The organism is Pseudomonas rhizozeae, from assembly GCF_031583775.1.
Taxonomy (GTDB): Bacteria; Pseudomonadota; Gammaproteobacteria; order Pseudomonadales; family Pseudomonadaceae; genus Aquipseudomonas.
Genome location: NZ_JAVLSB010000011.1, coordinates 17,528 through 35,059, shown reverse-complemented (window position 1 = coordinate 35,059; position 17,532 = coordinate 17,528). Strand labels below are relative to the sequence as shown.

The following is a 17,532-nucleotide window of genomic DNA, read 5'->3' as shown; positions in this document are numbered from 1 at the left end:
ACAGCGGCCGAGGCGGCCTTATAGCCGACCTAGTCTCGAGTTGTACGCGTTTCCCCGTGGGAGCGAGCCGGCTCCGGGCGGCGTTCCGACGAAGACGCCAAGCCTGCTGGCGAATTTCTCGAAAACACCAAAGATCCCTGTGGGAGCCCGGCTTGCCAGCGATGAGGCCCTTCCAGGCGCTAGAAATCTACCGCCAGATACTCCGCCTTCGCGGACTTACCAGAATTCGTTGGTGATGGACGCGGTGTCCCGTTGGCCAGGACAGCAGGCGCGATGCCTGATCACGCTGAAAAGCAAACGCGGGGGCCGCTACACCGCCCCCATCAATTGCCGTACAACCTCAGCTTCAACCGCGCCTTCATCAGCACCGTTCGCGAACACGGCACAGCAGGCCGACGCTGCATTATCGTTGCAGCGATAAACCGCGATCACGCTACCCGGCCCGCCGCCGGTATGGCCGCAGAATATCAAACCATTGGCGATCGGACCTTGCATCACCCCCAATCCATACCCCGGCGTGACCCACGGTCGATTGGCGATCGGGCCGCCCAAGGTCCGTACGGTTTGCATGTCCTTCAACAATGCCGTGGGCAAAAGCTCCCCGGCGAGTAAGCGATCAAGCAACAGCGCCGCTTGCGCAAGCGGCCCCACCAGCAAGCCGTGATAGACCCAGCCCGGATCGTAGTGGTCCGCGACGCCGTGCACCTTTCCCAGCAGATCCTCGCGCCGCGTAGCGAAACGCGCACCCGAGACACCCAGTGGCACTAACACGCGACTGCTCACCGCGTCTTGCAATGTCAGGCCAGTCACGCGCTCAATCAGCCGCGCGACAAACAGGTAACCGACATTGGAGTAACCCCATCCATTACCGGGGGGGTAGCGAAGTCGCGAAGCATCGAGTCGTTCGAGCATGTCATCCGCTGACCATGCAGCCTCATGGTTGCGGACAGCTGCATGGTACTCCGCCAGCGAGCCGTAATCCGCCAGCCCGGCCTCGTGCCGCAACAACTGGCGCAAGGTGAACGGTTGATCATGCAGCGGCTGGTCCAACTCCACCAGCCCATCGCGCACCAGGGTCAACGCGGTGGCGGCCAACACGGTTTTGGTGAAGCTCCACCAAGGGACGATAGGCTCGGGATGATCGACGTTGGCTGGCTGGCCGTTAGTGACGAGTGAAATCAGCATAAGTGTCTGGGCAGTGAGAAAGGCGTGTGCGAAGAAGTTAACAGCCTATTCGATCAGGCCTTAGCGATTTTTTTTGCGGCAAGGGACATCGAGTGAAGCAAGCGCACCGAGTCAAACGACGCGCCCACCCTCAAAATCAAACCGCCGGCACATCACTCCCTTCAACCAGCAGCATCCGATACTCCGCACCCTTGAACCGATGCTGCCGCGCCTCTTGATAAGCCTCGCTGCCGTACCACGCGCGGGCGGCGGCCATGTCGGGGAAGCGCAGGATGGCGACGCCTTCTGCGGCCGGGCCTTCAAGCACTTCGAGCTGGCCGTAGAAGGCGAGGCGGGTGATGTCGTGGCCGGTGCGGGCGGCCGGGGCTTTTGTCGCGTATTGCTGCATTTGCTCTTCGTCGAGGGTTTTTTCGCGGATGAAAATCACGTAGGCGGACATGCGCAACTCCTTGGGTAATTAATCAGGTCGGTGATCGCCCCCGACAGCGTGTAGCTGTCGAGGGCGCGGCGGCTGGGCTGGTTGATCAGCGCAGGGCGTCGACCATGGCTTTGGCCAACGCGCCACCCGATGCAGGGTTTTGCCCGGTCAGCAGGCGGCCGTCAACCACGATGTTCTCCTGCCACACGGCGGCGGCGGAATACTCGGCGCCTTCAGCGCGCAGCGCGTCCTCGAGGTTGAAGGGTACGTCGGCCTGTGCATAGCCGGCTTCTTCGTCGTTGGAGAAGCCGGTCAAGCGGCGGCCCTGCACCAGCGGGGTACCGTCTTGCAGTGTGGCGCCGAGGAAGGCCGCCGGGCCGTGGCACACTGCGGCGACCAGTTTGCCGGCGTTCCAGGCGCGTTCGACGGCACGCTTCACCTCAGGATCGGTGGCGATGTCGACCATCGGGCCGAGTCCGCCCGGGAAGAAGATCGCGTCGTAGTCGAGCACATCCACTTCCGACAATTTGCGGCTGCGGGCCATGCGGCGGATCGCCAGGCTGTTGCGGAAGGCCAATTGCGATGGATCGCTTTCGTCATAGCCGTCTTCCGGCGGGGTGCCGCCCAAGGGCGAGGCGTATTCCACGGCGACACCGGCCTTGGCGAACACTTCGTAAGGGTGGGCGACTTCGGGGAAGAAGTAACCGGTGCTGCGGTTGTTCGGGCCGATGTGCGCGGTGTTGGTCAGGATAAACAGAACGGTTTTGATGCTCATGGCGTGTTCCTCAAGGAGTGGCGGGTTTCGATGGGCCTACTATGAGTTCACGCCAGATATTCGAGAAGTTTAGTTGTGTGATGTTAGATATTCATCAGGCATTATGACTGCCATCCCACTCAACAACGCCGTGGCTGTTATGCGATACGATCTCAACCTCCTGCCGGTTTTCATTGCGCTGATGGATGAACGCAGCGTGACCCGTGCCGCGCTGCGCCTGGGCATGACGCAACCGGCGCTGTCCAACGCGCTGAACCGCCTGCGGGAAACCCTCAAGGACCCGCTGTTTATCCGCGAGCGCTACGGCATCAAGCCGACCCAGTTCGCCCAGGAAATCGCCCCGGTGATTGTCGAGACCCTGGCCCGCCTTGATGACGTGCTGGTGGGGCGCCAGCACTTCGATCCAGCCACCGCCACGCGGCAGTTCACCGTCGCCGCCAACAGCTACGTGGAAATCGTGCTGCTGCCGAGCATCATTGCCAAACTCGGCCAGCGTGCGCCGGCGGTGACCCTGTCGATGACGCCGTTCGGCAACGACCTGGCGGAAACCGGGGTGGTTTCCGGCACCACCGACATGGTGCTCGGACGCATCATCGAGCCGCCGGACAACCTGATCATCCAGCATCTGATGGACGACGGCCTGGCTTGTGTGGTGCGCGCCGACCATCCGCAAATCGGCGACAGCTTGTCGCGCGCGCAATACGAGCAGCTCAAGCACGTCAACGTGGTGCCGCCCGGACGGCTGCGGGCCGGGTTGTTCCAGGTACTGGAGCGCCAAGGGTTGCGCCGCGAGCTGGCCATTTCGGTGACGCATTTTCTGGCGGTGCCGGAGATCATTGCGGTCACCGATTACTGCGCGACCCTGCCTCGCTTGATCTGCAACCAAGTGGCCAAGGACTCGCGGCTGAAGGTGGTGCAGGCGCCCGTGGACCTCGGCACCTTCCCGGTGGACATCGCCTGGCACGTGCGTTATCGCAACGATCCGGCGCACCAGTGGTTTCGTCAGTTGCTGGTGGAAACCGCCGCCGAGTTGTCGCTGGCGGGCGCCTGAACTTGGCGAAATCCTTTAAGCTTCACGCCCTCGACCCGAGGTCGAACTCCATTCAATTCCTAGCAAGAGACGCCCATGGCCACTGACGACCTGACCTTCATTCCTGATCCTGACGCTGATTCCATTTCCTCCGACGTCGCCAGTTTTGGCGGCCTGCTGGTTTCCACGCAGATCCCCACTCGCCCCGATGGCAGCCTGGAGCTGGGCGGGATTGTCGAGCAGAGCGAATGCACTTTGCAGGCATTGAAAGCGGCGCTGGAAAAGGCCGGCAGTTCGATGGACCGGGTCATGCACTTGACCATTTACCTCACCGATCTGGCGGACCGCGCCGCGTTCAACGAGGTCTACCAGCGCTTCTTCGCCAAACCGTGGCCAGTGCGCGCCGCAGTCGGTGTGCAGTTGGCGACGCCAGGCATGCGCGTGGAAGTGACGGCGATCGCCGCCAAGGGCTGAGCGCCGTGAGCGGATTCGCCCTCGCTCGCTGGAGCGAAGGCGAACGTCGTCATCAGGTGTGGTGGATGTCGCGGTCTTTGGTTTCAGGCAGGAAGAAGGTGCCGAGAATGGCGGTCATCACCGCGATCACGATCGGGTACCACAGCCCGTAGTAGATGTCCCCGGTGGCCGCCACCATGGCGAACGCCACCGTCGGCAGGAAGCCGCCGAACCAGCCATTACCGATGTGGTACGGCAGCGACATCGAGGTGTAGCGGATGCGCGCCGGGAACAACTCCACCAGCCACGCGGCGATGGGCCCGTAAACCATGGTCACGTAGATCACCAGGATGGTCAGCAGCAACAGCACCATTGGGTAATTGGTTTTCGCCGGGTCAGCCTTTTCCGGGTAACCGGCTTCTTTCAGCGCGCCACCCAGGGTTGCGGTGAAGGCGTCATTGCGGGTCTTGAACTCGGCGGCCGGCAAGCTGCTGCCGTCGAAGCTCTGCACCACTTTGTCACCAATGCGCACCTGCGCCACCGTGCCCGCCGGGGCCGCTTCGTTTGTGTACGGAATCGCTCGCCTGGCCAGCAAGGTTTTGGCGACGTCGCAGGAACTGGTGAATTTGGCCTTGCCCACCGGATCGAACTGGAACGAGCACTGCGCGGGATCGGCGATCACCGTCACCGGATTTTTTTCCTGGGCGACGAACACGTCCGGGTTCCCGTACTGCGTTAGCGCGTGGAAGATCGGGAAGTAGGTCACCGCCGCCAGGATGCACCCGGCCATGATGATGCCCTTGCGGCCGATGCGGTCGGACAGGCTGCCGAAGATCACGAAGAACGGCGTGCCGATCAGCAGCGATCCGGCAATCAGCAGGTTGGCGGTCTGCGGGTCGATCTTCAGTGTTTGCAAGAGGAAGAACAGCGCATAGAACTGCCCGGTGTACCAGACCACCGCCTGGCCGGCGGTCCCGCCGAGCAGCGACATGATCACGATCTTCAGATTTTCCCAGCGGGCGAACGACTCGGTCAGCGGCGCCTTCGACGACTTGCCTTCGGCCTTCATTTTCAGGAACACCGGCGACTCGTTCAGTTGCAAGCGGATGTACACCGAGATCGCCAGCAGCAGGATCGACAGCAGGAACGGAATCCGCCAGCCCCAGGCTTCGAACGCTTCGGTGCCGAGCGCCGTGCGGCAGGCGAGGATCACCAGCAGCGAGAGGAACAGGCCGAGGGTCGCGGTAGTCTGGATCCACGAGGTAAAGAAGCCGCGCCGGCCTTTCGGCGCGTGCTCGGCCACATAGGTTGCGGCGCCACCGTACTCACCGCCCAGCGCCAGGCCTTGCAGCAGCCGCAGGGTGATCAGGATGATCGGCGCCGCCACGCCGATGGTGGCGTAGCCCGGCAGCAAACCGACGATGGCCGTGGACACGCCCATGATCACGATGGTGATCAGGAAGGTGTGCTTGCGCCCGATCATGTCACCGAGGCGGCCGAACAGCACCGCACCGAACGGCCGCACGGCAAACCCGGCGGCGAACGCCAACAGCGCGAAGATAAAAGCCGTGGTCTCGTTGACCCCCGCAAAGAAGTGCTTGGCGATGATCGCCGCGAGCGAGCCGTAGAGGTAGAAGTCGTACCATTCGAATACGGTGCCCAGGGACGAGGCAAAAATTACCTTGCGCTCTTCCTTGGTCATCACATGTTTGGGCGTGCTGCCCGTGGTTGTGTTGTCGATTGCCGGCATGGGTGTTCTCCGTCTTGTTCTTGTGTAGGCCGGAGTACCTCTCAGACTTCGTCGCACCCTGGCCCGGGCTGATGTCATCGGACTACCAACTGCGCAAAGCGTGGAACAGACTGACGGCCTCGCGTTGCGGCGAGGTTGTCTAAAGCATAATCAGCTTCGCGCAGATATCCACTCGCCATCATGCTCATTTCAAACGCCGTGCCCGGTTGAACGCCGATCGGTATCGGGGAGGGCATATTTCCCGGGTTGCGGTTAGCATGGCGCTTTAGCGATGCATCCGCGTGGATGCGTTGGTTGACCTGGACGAGTAGGCCGAACCTTGATCGAAAGACGCCAATTCAGCGGTGGCATGAAGGGCAAGAACCTTCGCTACCTCAACGAAAGCCCAGCAGAAAAGGGGCAGATGATCCGCACCGGTTTCCTGTTGCTGGAGCATTTCTCGCTGCCGGCCTTTACCCATGCGCTCGACACGATTGTCACTGCCAATCTGCTGCGGCCGGCGTTGTTCGGTTCGCGCACCTTCGGCCTGGGTGACGGCGAGGTGATCAGTGACCTGGGCCTGGTGATTCGCCCGGACCAAGCGCTGCACTGTTCGGCGATGCAGGACCTCGATCTGTTGGTGATCTGCGGCGGCTACCGCACCGAACTCAAGGCCAGCGACGAATTGCTCCAGGTGCTGCGGACCGCAGCGGAGCAGGGTGTTTGCCTGGCCGGTTTGTGGAACGGCGCGTGGTTTCTCGGCCGAGCCGGGCTGCTCGACGGCTACCGCTGCGCGATCCATCCTGAACACCGCCCGGCGCTGGCGGAAATCTCCCGCAGTACCCAGGTCAGCAGCGAGCCGTACGTGATTGATCGCGACCGCTTGACTGCATCCAGTCCGTCCGGGGCTTTCCACATGGTGCTGGACTGGATCAAGGGCTTGCACGACAAGGCCCTGGTCGAAGGCATCGAAGACATTCTGGCGTTCGAAGAGTCCCGTTATCGGCGCATCAAACCGACCGAAAACCAATGCGTCAGCGCGCCGCTGCGCGAGGTGGTGAAACTGATGGATGCCAACCTCGAAGAGCCGCTGGAGCTGGATCAACTGGCGGGCTATGTCGGCCGCTCGCGGCGTCAACTGGAACGGCTGTTCCGCGAACAACTGGGCACCACGCCGCAGCGCTATTACCTGGAACTGCGCATCACCGAGGCGCGGCGCTTGCTGCAGCACACCGAGTTGTCGCAGGTGGATGTGCTGGTGGCGTGTGGCTTCGTGTCGCCGAGCCATTTCAGCAAGTGCTACAGCGCCTACTTCGGTTACCGGCCGTCGAAGGAAAAGCGCCTGGTCAAATAACCGGCGAAAAAAAGCCCTCTCGATGGCAGGTCGGGAGGGCTGATTAGCACTCAGCAGTTAACGCAGGTCGAAGCGGTCAAGGTTCATCACCTTGGTCCACGCCGCTACGAAGTCATCCACGAATTGCTGTTGCGCATCACTGCTGGCATAGACCTCCGCCACGGCGCGCAACTGCGCGTTGGAGCCGAACAGCAGGTCTACCCGCGTGCCGGTCCATTTCACCGTCCCGGTTTTACGGTCCCGGGCTTCGAAGGTTTGTTGCGCGTCCGAGGTGGGTTTCCATTCCACGCCCATGTCCAGCAAGTTGACGAAGAAGTCGTTGCTCAGCGTCCCCGGGCGCTCGGTGAACACCCCGTGCTGGCTCTGGTCGGCGTTGGTGCCGAGCACCCGCAGGCCGCCGATCAGCGCCGTCATTTCCGGTGCAGTAAGGGTCAGCAGTTGCGCCTTGTCGACCAGCAGCGCCTCGGCCTCCACCCGATAACGATTCTTCAGGTAATTGCGGAAACCGTCGGCGATGGGCTCGAGGAAGCCGAACGACTCGACGTCGGTCTGTTCCTGCGAGGCATCCGCGCGACCTGGCGAGAAGGGCACGGTAATGCTCAGGCCGGCGTTCTTCGCGGCTTGCTCGATGCCGACGCTGCCGCCGAGCACGATCAAGTCCGCCAGGGACACCTGCTTGCCGCCGCTGTTGAACGCGCTCTGGATGCTTTCGAGTGTGCCCAGCACGTTGGCCAGTTGCTCGGGCTGATTGGCTTGCCAGAACTTCTGCGGCGCCAGGCGCAGCCGGCCACCGTTGGCGCCGCCGCGTTTGTCTGAACCACGGAAGGTCGAAGCGGCGGCCCAGGCGGTGGAGACCAGTTGCGAGACGCTCAGGCCGGACTCCTGCAGTTTGCCCTTGAGCGCAGCGATGTCGCTGTCGTTGATCGTTTCATAGTTCACGTCGGGAATCGGGTCTTGCCACAGCAGTTCTTCCTGGGGCATTTCCGGGCCGAGGTGGCGTGACAACGGGCCCATGTCGCGGTGCAGCAGTTTGTACCAGGCGCGGGCGAAAGCGTCGGCCAGTTGTTCGGGGTTTTCCAGATAGCGCCGGGAAATCGGTTCATAGATCGGATCGAAGCGCAGCGCCAGGTCCGAGGTGAGCATGGTCGGGGCGTGGCGCTTGGACGGATCGTGGGCATCCGGCACCGTGCCGGCGCCGCCGCCGTTTTTCGGTTGCCACTGATGGGCGCCGGCCGGGCTCTTGGTCAGTTCCCACTCGAAGCCGAACAGGTTTTCCAGGTAGTTATTGCTCCACTGGGTCGGGGTGGTGGTCCAGGTCACTTCCAGGCCACTGGTGATGGTGTCCGGGCCCTTGCCGCTGCGGAAACTGTTCTTCCAGCCCAGGCCCTGGGCCTCGAGCCCGGCCGCTTCGGGTTCGGCGCCGACATTGTCGGCAGGCCCGGCACCGTGGGTCTTGCCGAAGGCGTGGCCGCCGGCGATCAGCGCCACGGTTTCTTCATCGTTCATGGCCATGCGGCCGAATGTTTCGCGGATGTCCTTGGCTGAGGCGACCGGGTCAGGATTGCCTTCAGGGCCTTCCGGGTTGACGTAGATCAGCCCCATTTGCACGGCGGCCAACGGGTTTTCCAGATCGCGGCCATCCTCAGTGCGGCTATCTTCGTTTTCCCCTGGTTCGGCCACCAGCGGGCCTTCACCAGGTTTCTGCATCGGTTCGTCTTCGTGTTTTTCGTAGCGGCTGTCACCGGCCAGCCATTTGTTTTCCGAGCCCCAGTAGACGTCTTCGTCCGGCTCCCAGACATCCGGGCGGCCGCCGGAAAATCCGAAGGTTTTGAAGCCCATGGATTCCAGCGCGACGTTACCAGTGAGCAGGATCAAGTCCGCCCAGGAAATGCTGCGTCCGTACTTCTGCTTGATCGGCCACAGCAACCGGCGGGCCTTGTCGAGGCTGACGTTGTCCGGCCAACTGTTGAGCGGCGCGAAGCGTTGCTGGCCGGAACCACCGCCGCCGCGGCCGTCGGCGGTGCGGTAAGTGCCGGCGCTGTGCCAAGCCATGCGCACGAACAGTGGACCGTAGTGGCCGAAATCGGCGGGCCACCATTCCTGCGAATCGGTCATCAAGGCACGCAGGTCATTTTTCAGGGCCTGGAAATCCAGGCTCTTGAACGCTTTGGCGTAGTCGAAGTCCGGCCCCAGCGGATCGGACAGTGGCGAGTGCTGGTGCAGGATGTTGAGGTTAAGCTGGTTCGGCCACCAGTCACGGTTGGTGGTGCCACCGCCGGCGGCGTGGTTGAACGGGCATTTCGATTCGTTTGCCATGGTGTGAGCTACCTTTAGTTGTATTCATCCGGCATTGCGGAGAAATCCAAGACAAAGGCTGCGCAGCCAGCGGTTCGATCTAGGGATCGAGGTGGCACACGGGGAATCTCGACAGCGGCAATCACGTTGCCAATGCGGTGGCCCACGGCAAGCCTTCGCGTCTCTCTTATCAGGTCTTTTATCAAGTCTTCTGGCGGCTGGCTGGGCGCCAGCTCTCCATCAAGGCTAGACCCTTCGGCAGGGATCGCTAATAGCCCCAGTATTTGAGGGTGATAGACATAATCTCTTATCGAGCCCTCGGGATGGGGCAGATGATGGGCAAAACGTCGCACGGCGGAGGAGCCGAGCATGAACACACGTCGGCGCTGCACGGCCTTCCACGAAGCCGGCCATGTGCTGGCTTTCTGGTGGAACGGTCAGCCTATTCAGCGGGTTACGGTGCGCCATCCGGAGGAGGCCGCCGCTGGGCCGATGGTGGATTTGCGCGGCCACTTGCAGCCGGTCGAAGGGCTGGTGGAGGCGGAATATTTCGTGCTGCACCCGGCGCTGATCGCCCAGGGCATTGCCGAATACCTGCCGTCGATGGTCGAGTCGATCGAGCGCGACCTGATCGATTGTTTCGCCGGGCCGGTGGCCGAGGCGGTGTTCCGCCACAGCCAGTCGGACACCTTCCTCGGCAGCAGTGGCCGCGGGGACCGACAGCGCGGCCATGAGCTGATCAGCCTGTTGCCCCCGCGTATGTTGCTCGATGCCGAGTCATTGGCCATCACCCGCGCCAATCACCTGGTGCGGCGCTATTGGCCGGCGCTGACGGCGGTGGCCAATCGGCTGCATGAACAGGGTTCGATGAGCGGTGAGGCAATCAACCTGCTGCTGCGCGAAGTGACCGGCGAAACCCCCAAGCGACGGGCGAATAATCTGGCCAGCCTCGACCGCTGAAAGGGAGGGTGTCCGTTAGGCGATACATCCTGGCTTATTGGCGTTAGCCGGTAAGCCGCCAGCGGGTTACAGTCGCGGCATTCTTTCCCACCCGCGGACGCCCCTGATGACCCGCCCTCGTTTTCTGCCCGACAACTTCACCCTGACCCTGATCGGTGTGGTGCTGCTGGCCAGCGTATTGCCCGTCACTGGCCAGGTGGCGGTCGGTTTCAGCTGGCTGACCAACGCCGCGATCGCGCTGCTGTTTTTCCTGCACGGCGCCAAACTGTCCCGTGACGCCATCGTCGCCGGTGCCGGGCACTGGCGCTTGCATCTGCTGGTGTTCGGCCTGACCTTCGTGCTGTTTCCGCTGGTTGGCCTGGCGCTGAAGCCGGTGCTGTCGCCACTGATCGGCAAAGAGCTGTACATGGGCATGCTGTACCTGTGTGCCTTGCCCGCGACCGTGCAATCGGCGATTGCTTTTACTTCGCTGGCCCGAGGCAACATCCCGGCGGCGATTTGCAGCGCGGCGGCATCGAGTCTGTTCGGGATTTTCCTCACGCCGTTGCTGGTGGCGTTGCTGCTGGACGTGCATGGCGAAGGCAGTTCGACCCTCGATGCCATTCTGAAAATCAGCGTGCAACTGCTGCTGCCGTTCATTGCCGGGCAGATCGCCCGACGCTGGGTCGGTGCCTGGGTCGCTCGCAACAAGAGCTGGCTGAAATTCATCGACCAGGGTTCGATCTTGCTGGTGGTCTACGGCGCCTTCAGCGAAGCGGTGAACGAAGGCATCTGGCGGCAGATTCCGCTGTGGCAACTGGGCGGCCTGGTGGTGGCGTGTTGTGTGCTGCTGGCGCTGATCATGATGGCGGCCATTGCGCTGGGCAGGGTCTTCGGTTTCAGCGAAGAGGACCGCATCACCATCCTGTTCTGCGGCTCGAAGAAAAGCCTGGCAACTGGCGTGCCCATGGCGCAGGTGCTGTTCGCCGGCAGTACCATTGGTGTGTTGATCCTGCCGGTGATGCTCTTCCACCAGATTCAGTTGATGGTGTGTGCGGTGATGGCGCAGCATTACGCCAAGCGTCCGGAGTCGGTGCCGGAGTTGATGGCCCAGGTCGATCCGTAAAACGGTCCGTAAAACAACAATGGCGCGCCGCAGGGCGCGCCTTTTTTTCAGCCTTTGTTCGCGGCCAGGTAAGCGCCGAGGCGCTGGCCCATTTGCTCGCCCAAGGCTTGCAAGCCGCTGAGCGGCCGCACCATCACTTCGAATTCGACAATCTTGCCGTGTTCATCGAAGCGGATCATGTCGATCCCTTTCAGCGTTTTCTCGCCGACCGTGGCGCTGAACTCCAGCACCACACTCAAACCGTCCGCCGACGCCAGTTCGCGGTGGTAGGTGAAGTCCTCGAAGACCTGGATCACCGTGCCAAGGATTTTCGCCACCACGGCCGCGCCGGGGTAGGGCGTGTGGGCCATGGGTGAGCGGAACACCGCGTGCGCATCGAGCAAATCGGGTAATCCCTGCAAATCGCCCTGGCGGATCATTTCGTGCCAGCGCTGGAGGGAGGCGGCTACGTTTGGCTGCAGGTTCAATTCGGACATGAGTCACTCCTGTTTTTTATTGTAGGGGCGGCGATTGAAAGCGGATTTAAGTCGCCGGTCGAGTAGAACATTCCGGCCGTCGCGCCTCAGTAAATTTTTGTGACAGCGGTTGATAACGCCCCACCTGAAAAAGTTTAGAACGATTGAAATGCCCACCGACGACTGGTGCGAAACCCCCGTGTTTCGCGGCTTGCAGCACCGTCGGTCGCTCTCCGCCAATCTTTTTAAAATTAATCAAACAGCCTCAGCTTCAGATGATTGTAGGCGGCGCATTGGGTCATTCACCCAGTGAACAGAGTCGTCGTTGGGCCTGAGGAGATTCCCCATGTTTCTACACAACAAGCGTCTGCAATATACCGTCCGTGTCGCCCAACCTAACCCTGGGCTGGCCAATTTGTTGCTCGAACAATTCGGCGGCGCTCAAGGTGAACTTGCGGCAGCGTCGCGCTACTTCACCCAGGCGTTGGCCGAAGATGATCCGGGCCGCAAGGATCTGCTGATGGACATCGCCACCGAAGAGCTCAGCCACCTGGAGATCGTTGGTTCGATCATCGTCATGCTCAACAAGGGCGCCAAAGGTCGTCTGGCCGAGGGCGTCGAGGAAGAAGGCGAGCTGTACCGCGCGATCAACGGTGCCGGCAACGACTCGCACATCACCAGCCTGCTGTATGGCGCCGGTGCGCCACTGACCAACTCGGCCGGTGTGCCGTGGTCGGCGGCTTACGTCGACACTATTGGCGAACCGACCGCGGACTTCCGCTCCAACATCGCTGCCGAGGCGCGGGCCAAGATTGTTTACGAGCGCCTGATGAACGTCACCGATGATCCGGGCGTAAAAGAAGCGCTGGGCTTTCTGATGACCCGCGAGATTGCGCATCAGCTGTCGTTCGAAAAAGCCTTGCACGCGATTCAGCCGAACTTCCCGCAAGGCAAGTTGCCAGGCATGCCGGAGTTCACCAACGTCTACTACAACATGTCCCAAGGCGAGGGCAGCACCCGCGGCCCATGGAACCAGGGCGATGACTGGGAGTACGTCGACAGCCCGAAACCTGCAGTTGACGGCGGCGACGGCAGCGCCAGTGTGCAGTTGAGCGCTGAAGACGAATCGCTGTTGCTGGACATGAAGATGCGCACCATGTCCGACCCGGAAGCCGACCCGATCACGGGTGCCGATCTGGGTGCCGGTGCCCAGGCGATCGAGCGCGCTTGATGAGGATCACCGCACGCCCCCGTGGCGTGCGGTACCGCAGGTAATCGAACTAAAGAGGTGTCCTAATGATCGTTATTGCTAAGGGTGTATCCGAGCCGTCCGCCGAGGGCTTGTCCCGACTCTTCGATGCCACTGCGGCAGCGTTCGAACGGGAAGCGGCGCGGCTGTCGCGAGATATTGTCAGTGCGGCGCCTGATCGGGCGCCGCAGCGTGAGCGAGGCAAACAGGGGTAGTCATGTCGGAACCGTCAACGGCAGCACGCAGTTCAGGGTCGTCCTGGAATGATCCGGAAAAAAACGCCAGATGGATGGGCGTTTTTTTCTGGGCGACCCTGGCTGGCGTCGGCCTGCTGTTGCTGCTCAGCGGCTATAACGCCTTCACCGGCGAGAACCGTGGCAATCTGCAGTTGGCGATGCTCGGTGGCTTTTCCGGTTTTGCCGCGACCGCCCTTGGCGCGCTGGTAGCCGTGGTATTGCGCGACATCGCCGCCCGGACACAGGACATCATGCTCGGCTTCGCCGCCGGCATGATGCTCGCCGCCAGTTCGTTCTCGTTGATCCTGCCGGGCATCGCCGCCGCTCAGGAAATTTGCGACAACAAGCTGCTGGCGGCTTCAGTGGTGGTGCTGGGCTTGGGGCTAGGGGTGGCGCTGATGGTCGGGCTGGATCGCTTTGTGCCCCACGAGCACGCCGAGATTGGCCGCAAGGGCCCGGACGCACAGCGGATCAATCGGGTCTGGCTGTTCGTTCTGGCGATTACCTTGCACAACCTGCCCGAGGGCATGGCCATTGGCGTCAGCTTCGCCACTGGCGACATGCAGGTCGGGCTGCCGCTGACCACCGCGATTGCCATCCAGGACATTCCTGAAGGTCTGGCCGTGGCGCTAGCGCTGCGGGTCACCGGTATTTCCACCTTGCGCGCCGCGCTGATCGCGGTGGGGTCCGGGTTGATGGAGCCGCTGGGTGCCGTGGTCGGGCTCGGCATTTCCACCAGTTTCGCCCTGGGGTATCCGGTGGCATTGGGTCTGGCCGCCGGGGCGATGATCTTTGTGGTGTCCCACGAAGTGATTCCCGAAACCCACCGCAACGGCCATGAAACGCCGGCCACCCTCGGCTTGATGCTGGGTTTCGGCGTAATGATGTTTCTCGACACCGCATTGGGTTGAGCCCGGAGGATCTGCCATGAACTCATTCGCCCATTGGCTAACGCCGATTCAGGAACGCAAGCTCCGCGCGCTGGACGCCTGGCATCGCGCCCTGGACGACCGGACGTTGCGCATGGAATGCCCGGATGCCTACCACGAAGAATTGCTGCGCCAGGCTGATGAAATGGACCGCCAGCGCATGATCGACTGGCAGGAATGGCGCGATCTGCGCCTGACCGCCGACCAGCGCTACCTGTGCGCGGTTGCCGGCGAGGATTATCACGGTGCCGCCGACGCCCGACAAAAGCTAACGAGCCGGCCCGGTTCTTAAGTCTGCGTCACCGTTAAATGCCGAGCGGGACGTCTGAACGGGTTGTTTGCGCTGGTGGCGTGGTGCCACAATGCGGCCTCGACGCAACAGTGTGATCAGGCGGTTTCAATGGATGGCCCAGGATCTCGGCACAGCACCGATCTTTTCATCGCAGAACAAGTACGCACGGACCGACTGCAGCAGTTGTTTCGTCAATCGGTGTCGGCGGTGTTTGGCAGTTTCCTGGCGGCGGTCATGTTGTGCTGGTTGTGCTGGCAGCGCGTTGATCAGAGCGTGGCCTGTGCCTGGTTGGCGCTGTTGGGGGGTGCGTCGCTGCTGCGCATCTCGATGTTCCTCCGTTATTTTCGCAGCCCTGAATGCGAGCGCACGCCGCAGCGCTGGGAACGGCAATACTGGCTGACTCTGTCATTGTCCGCGGCGATCTGGGGCGGCGGGGCGCTGGCGCTGATGCCGCCGGCGGACCTGGTGGCCCAGGCGCTGGTGATGTTGTTCGCAGTGGGCATGTCGGTCAGCGCGGTGTCCTGCTATTCGGCGTATCGCAACATGACCCTGGTGTCCATCAGCCTGGTGTTGTTGCCCAGTACCCTGTGGTTGTTGTTTCAACACTCAACGATGCAAGTGGGCATGGCGTTCGCGGTGCTGGTGTTCGCGTCTTTCGTCGCCAGCGCCACCCACAGTTTGTCGATCGCTCTGGAAACCGCGTTCCGTCTCAGCCGCGAGATGGCCCAGGCTCACAGCATCTCGACCCGCGCCGCCCACACCGATGAACTGACCGGGCTGAAAAACCGGCGGGCCTTTTTCGAGCACGCGCAGCAGTTGTACAGCGAATGCCAGCGCAATCAGGTCAACCTGTGTGCAGTGATGCTCGACATGGACCACTTCAAACGGATCAACGACACCTACGGCCACCAGGTCGGCGATCAGGTGTTGCGGCAAATGGGCCTGGTGATCAGCGCCTCGTTCCGCGACACCGACGTGCACGGTCGACTGGGCGGCGAAGAATTCGCGGTGTTGCTGCCCGACACGTCGATCGAGGTGGCTGTGAAGATCGCCGAGCAACTGATCGAAGCCATCGCCGGGTTGATGACCGATCCAGTACACGGCATCACCGCGAGCCTGGGGGTCGCGTCGACCGCCACTGGCGATAACGACTTGCACAGCCTGATGCACAGTGCCGACCAGGCGCTGTACCGCGCCAAGGCGTTGGGTCGTAATCAAGTGGTGGTTGCGCCTTAGCAGGGCACTATCGGTGAAAGTGATAGTGACCATTGAGAATCACGAGTTCTGTTTCTGCGTCAAAACTGGAAAATCGCCGGCATTGAATCCACAGCTCAACGCCCCGCGTATATTCCCAGGACGACCGCCATGCGCCTTTTATTTATTCCCGCAATCGTCGTTGCTTTTGCCTTGCTGGCCGGCTGCGCCAGCGCCCCTAACGACCCTACGCTGACCCTGCAAACCAGCAAATCGCCCGAGGCGTATGCCATGTGCGTAGTGCCAAAACTCCAGCAAAACGCCCTCAACCCCAGCGTCTCGCAAACCCAGCGCCGCTACAAAATCGTCGTGCCGAGCAAAGTCGCCGCCGATGATGTACTCGAAGCCTACAAGTCTGGCAACGGCGGCAAGGTGTTCGTCTACGAGCGCAAGCTGCTGGCCTCGACTTTCGTATCGTCGAGCTTCGAACGGGCGGCGCAAGAGTGCCTGTGACACCGGCGCTGTTGACCGCTATGTGCACCGCTGATTGGCGCAAATCGCTCACCGACACTAGAGTCATTGCACTCCGGATTTCTGGAGCGCCGGTTCAATCAGGAGACGCGCATGAAGTACTCCCGTTGTGACATCGATCTGCAGCGCCGGGCGATATTGAGCAGTTCTGCGGTCGTCGCGGCCGGTCTGCTGTTACCGCTGGGCAGTTTCTCGCTGCCGTCCCTGGCGGCCGATTCCCCCACCATTCCTACACACCATCCGGCCCATTCTGGAGGCAACGCCATGAGTTCGATCATCACTAAAGACGGCACTGAGATTTTCTACAAAGACTGGGGCCCGAAGGACGCCCAGCCGATTGTGTTTCACCATGGCTGGCCGTTGAGTGCTGATGACTGGGATAACCAGATGATGTTCTTCCTCGGCAAGGGTTTCCGGGTGATTGCCCATGACCGGCGCGGTCACGGGCGCTCGACGCAAACCTGGCAGGGCAACGAGATGGACACCTACACCGCCGACGTCATCGAACTGACCGACGCGTTGAACTTGAAGAACGCGGTGCACGTCGGCCATTCCACCGGCGGCGGCGAAGTCGCCCGGTATGCAGCGCGGGCCAAGCCGGGCAGGGTGGCCAAGGCGGTTTTGATCAGCGCCGTGCCGCCGATCATGGTCAAGACCGCGAACAACCCCGGTGGCTTGCCGCTGGAAGTGTTCGACGGCTTCCGCAAGGCGTTGGTGGACAATCGCGCGCAGTTCTACCTCGATGTGCCGACCGGGCCGTTCTATGGCTTCAACCGACCGGGGGCGACGATCCATCAGGGCGTGATCAACAATTGGTGGCGCCAGGGCATGATGGGCGGAGCGAAGGCGCATTACGACTGCATCAAGGCCTTCTCCGAAACCGACTTTACCGAAGACCTCAAGCAAATCACCGTACCGACCCTGGTGATGCACGGCGAGGACGATCAGATCGTGCCATTCGCCGACTCAGCACCGTTGTCAGCCAAGCTGCTCAAGCACCCGACGCTGAAGACCTATCCCGGCTTCCCTCACGGCATGCCGACCACCAACGCTGACCAGATCAATGCGGATCTGCTGGCGTTTATCAAAGGCTGATACCTCACGCCCGACAACAGAGCCGGACAAGGTGAATAACTGTGGGGCGGGCTTGTTTGCGGTGACGGCTGTCCAGGCTCTAGAAATGTGTCGCCTGACGGTAAGCCATCGCTGGCAAGCCAGCTCCCACAGGGTCTTGTGGATGGTCGCCATTCTCGTGAACACCAAAAATCCCTGTGGGAGCTGCGGTGCGACGATTCGACTTGCCCGCGATGGCGTCCGACCAGGCACTGCATCTGCGCCTGAC

The 17,532-nt window shown here is 61.9% G+C and carries 19 protein-coding genes; 12 read left to right on the top strand and 7 right to left on the bottom strand.

Going from position 1 to position 17,532, the window contains the following annotated elements; translation table 11 throughout:
• Nucleotides 1–309 precede the first annotated feature (309 nt).
• The 3 genes from RG836_RS02585 to RG836_RS02575 all read right to left on the bottom strand — a co-directional run bounded on the left by RG836_RS02585 (nucleotide 310) and on the right by RG836_RS02575 (nucleotide 2,378).
• A complete protein-coding gene (locus tag RG836_RS02585) occupies nucleotides 310–1,185 on the bottom strand; it encodes a serine hydrolase domain-containing protein (RefSeq protein ID WP_310842956.1) in 876 nt (291 codons plus the stop codon).
• A 136-nt stretch (nucleotides 1,186–1,321) separates the two neighbouring features.
• Nucleotides 1,322–1,624, bottom strand: coding sequence for a DUF1330 domain-containing protein (locus RG836_RS02580; RefSeq protein WP_310842954.1), 303 nt, complete (start codon nucleotides 1,622–1,624; stop codon nucleotides 1,322–1,324).
• An 85-nt stretch (nucleotides 1,625–1,709) separates the two neighbouring features.
• A complete protein-coding gene (locus RG836_RS02575; RefSeq protein WP_310842952.1) occupies nucleotides 1,710–2,378 on the bottom strand; it encodes a type 1 glutamine amidotransferase domain-containing protein in 669 nt (222 codons plus the stop codon).
• Between the two features lie 139 nt (nucleotides 2,379–2,517).
• Between RG836_RS02575 and RG836_RS02570 the strand changes: the two genes are divergently transcribed.
• Nucleotides 2,518–3,429 carry a LysR family transcriptional regulator gene (locus RG836_RS02570; protein ID WP_310842950.1) on the top strand — a complete coding sequence of 304 codons (912 nt, stop codon included), beginning with the start codon at nucleotides 2,518–2,520 and terminating at the stop codon, nucleotides 3,427–3,429.
• A gap of 75 nt (nucleotides 3,430–3,504) precedes the next feature.
• Nucleotides 3,505–3,882 carry a RidA family protein gene (locus tag RG836_RS02565; RefSeq protein ID WP_310842948.1) on the top strand — a complete coding sequence of 126 codons (378 nt, stop codon included), beginning with the start codon at nucleotides 3,505–3,507 and terminating at the stop codon, nucleotides 3,880–3,882.
• Between the two features lie 52 nt (nucleotides 3,883–3,934).
• Here RG836_RS02565 and RG836_RS02560 read toward each other — a convergent pair whose 3' ends face one another.
• Nucleotides 3,935–5,611, bottom strand: a complete 1,677-nt coding sequence (locus tag RG836_RS02560) for an MFS transporter (RefSeq protein ID WP_310842946.1) — start codon at nucleotides 5,609–5,611, stop codon at nucleotides 3,935–3,937.
• A gap of 349 nt (nucleotides 5,612–5,960) precedes the next feature.
• Here RG836_RS02560 and RG836_RS02555 point away from each other — a divergent pair, with 349 nt between their 5' ends.
• Complete coding sequence (locus tag RG836_RS02555) at nucleotides 5,961–6,944, top strand: GlxA family transcriptional regulator (protein WP_310842961.1); 984 nt, start codon at nucleotides 5,961–5,963, stop codon at nucleotides 6,942–6,944.
• 57 nt (nucleotides 6,945–7,001) lie between these two features.
• Here the strand turns inward: RG836_RS02555 and katG are convergent, their stop codons facing one another.
• The gene (gene katG / locus RG836_RS02550; protein ID WP_310842944.1) at nucleotides 7,002–9,260 is read right to left on the bottom strand and encodes a catalase/peroxidase HPI; all 2,259 of its coding nucleotides are present in this window, start codon (nucleotides 9,258–9,260) and stop codon (nucleotides 7,002–7,004) included.
• A 14-nt stretch (nucleotides 9,261–9,274) separates the two neighbouring features.
• On the bottom strand, nucleotides 9,275–9,610 hold the full coding sequence (locus tag RG836_RS02545; RefSeq protein ID WP_310842943.1) for a hypothetical protein: 336 nt from the start codon (nucleotides 9,608–9,610) through the stop codon (nucleotides 9,275–9,277).
• On the opposite strand from RG836_RS02545, the gene RG836_RS02540 reads away from it, so the two are divergent.
• Together RG836_RS02540 and RG836_RS02535 are read left to right on the top strand one after the other, a co-directional pair.
• On the top strand, nucleotides 9,609–10,199 hold the full coding sequence (locus tag RG836_RS02540; RefSeq protein WP_310842941.1) for a hypothetical protein: 591 nt from the start codon (nucleotides 9,609–9,611) through the stop codon (nucleotides 10,197–10,199). The two genes, RG836_RS02545 and RG836_RS02540, sit on opposite strands and share 2 nt — an antisense overlap.
• 106 nt (nucleotides 10,200–10,305) lie before the next feature.
• Nucleotides 10,306–11,304, top strand: a complete 999-nt coding sequence (locus tag RG836_RS02535; RefSeq protein WP_310842939.1) for a bile acid:sodium symporter family protein — start codon at nucleotides 10,306–10,308, stop codon at nucleotides 11,302–11,304.
• Between the two features lie 47 nt (nucleotides 11,305–11,351).
• Here the strand turns inward: RG836_RS02535 and RG836_RS02530 are convergent, their stop codons facing one another.
• Entirely contained in the window at nucleotides 11,352–11,780 is a 429-nt protein-coding gene (locus RG836_RS02530) for a nuclear transport factor 2 family protein (protein WP_310842937.1), read from the bottom strand.
• A gap of 325 nt (nucleotides 11,781–12,105) precedes the next feature.
• Between RG836_RS02530 and RG836_RS02525 the strand changes: the two genes are divergently transcribed.
• The 7 genes from RG836_RS02525 (at nucleotide 12,106) to RG836_RS02495 (ending at nucleotide 17,285) form a co-directional block, all read left to right on the top strand.
• A complete protein-coding gene (locus tag RG836_RS02525; protein ID WP_310842935.1) occupies nucleotides 12,106–12,990 on the top strand; it encodes a manganese catalase family protein in 885 nt (294 codons plus the stop codon).
• 65 nt (nucleotides 12,991–13,055) lie between these two features.
• A complete protein-coding gene (locus RG836_RS02520) occupies nucleotides 13,056–13,223 on the top strand; it encodes a hypothetical protein (RefSeq protein ID WP_310842933.1) in 168 nt (55 codons plus the stop codon).
• Between the two features lie 2 nt (nucleotides 13,224–13,225).
• Nucleotides 13,226–14,155 (top strand): ZIP family metal transporter, encoded by a 930-nt coding sequence (locus tag RG836_RS02515; RefSeq protein WP_310842931.1) that lies wholly within the window; start codon nucleotides 13,226–13,228, stop codon nucleotides 14,153–14,155.
• Between the two features lie 16 nt (nucleotides 14,156–14,171).
• Nucleotides 14,172–14,465 carry a hypothetical protein gene (locus RG836_RS02510; protein ID WP_310842928.1) on the top strand — a complete coding sequence of 98 codons (294 nt, stop codon included), beginning with the start codon at nucleotides 14,172–14,174 and terminating at the stop codon, nucleotides 14,463–14,465.
• 108 nt (nucleotides 14,466–14,573) lie between these two features.
• On the top strand, nucleotides 14,574–15,701 hold the full coding sequence (locus tag RG836_RS02505) for a GGDEF domain-containing protein (RefSeq protein ID WP_310842926.1): 1,128 nt from the start codon (nucleotides 14,574–14,576) through the stop codon (nucleotides 15,699–15,701).
• A gap of 129 nt (nucleotides 15,702–15,830) precedes the next feature.
• Nucleotides 15,831–16,172 (top strand): hypothetical protein, encoded by a 342-nt coding sequence (locus tag RG836_RS02500; protein ID WP_310842924.1) that lies wholly within the window; start codon nucleotides 15,831–15,833, stop codon nucleotides 16,170–16,172.
• Between the two features lie 282 nt (nucleotides 16,173–16,454).
• A complete protein-coding gene (locus RG836_RS02495) occupies nucleotides 16,455–17,285 on the top strand; it encodes an alpha/beta fold hydrolase (RefSeq protein ID WP_310842959.1) in 831 nt (276 codons plus the stop codon).
• The last annotated feature ends 247 nt before the right edge of the window (nucleotides 17,286–17,532 follow it).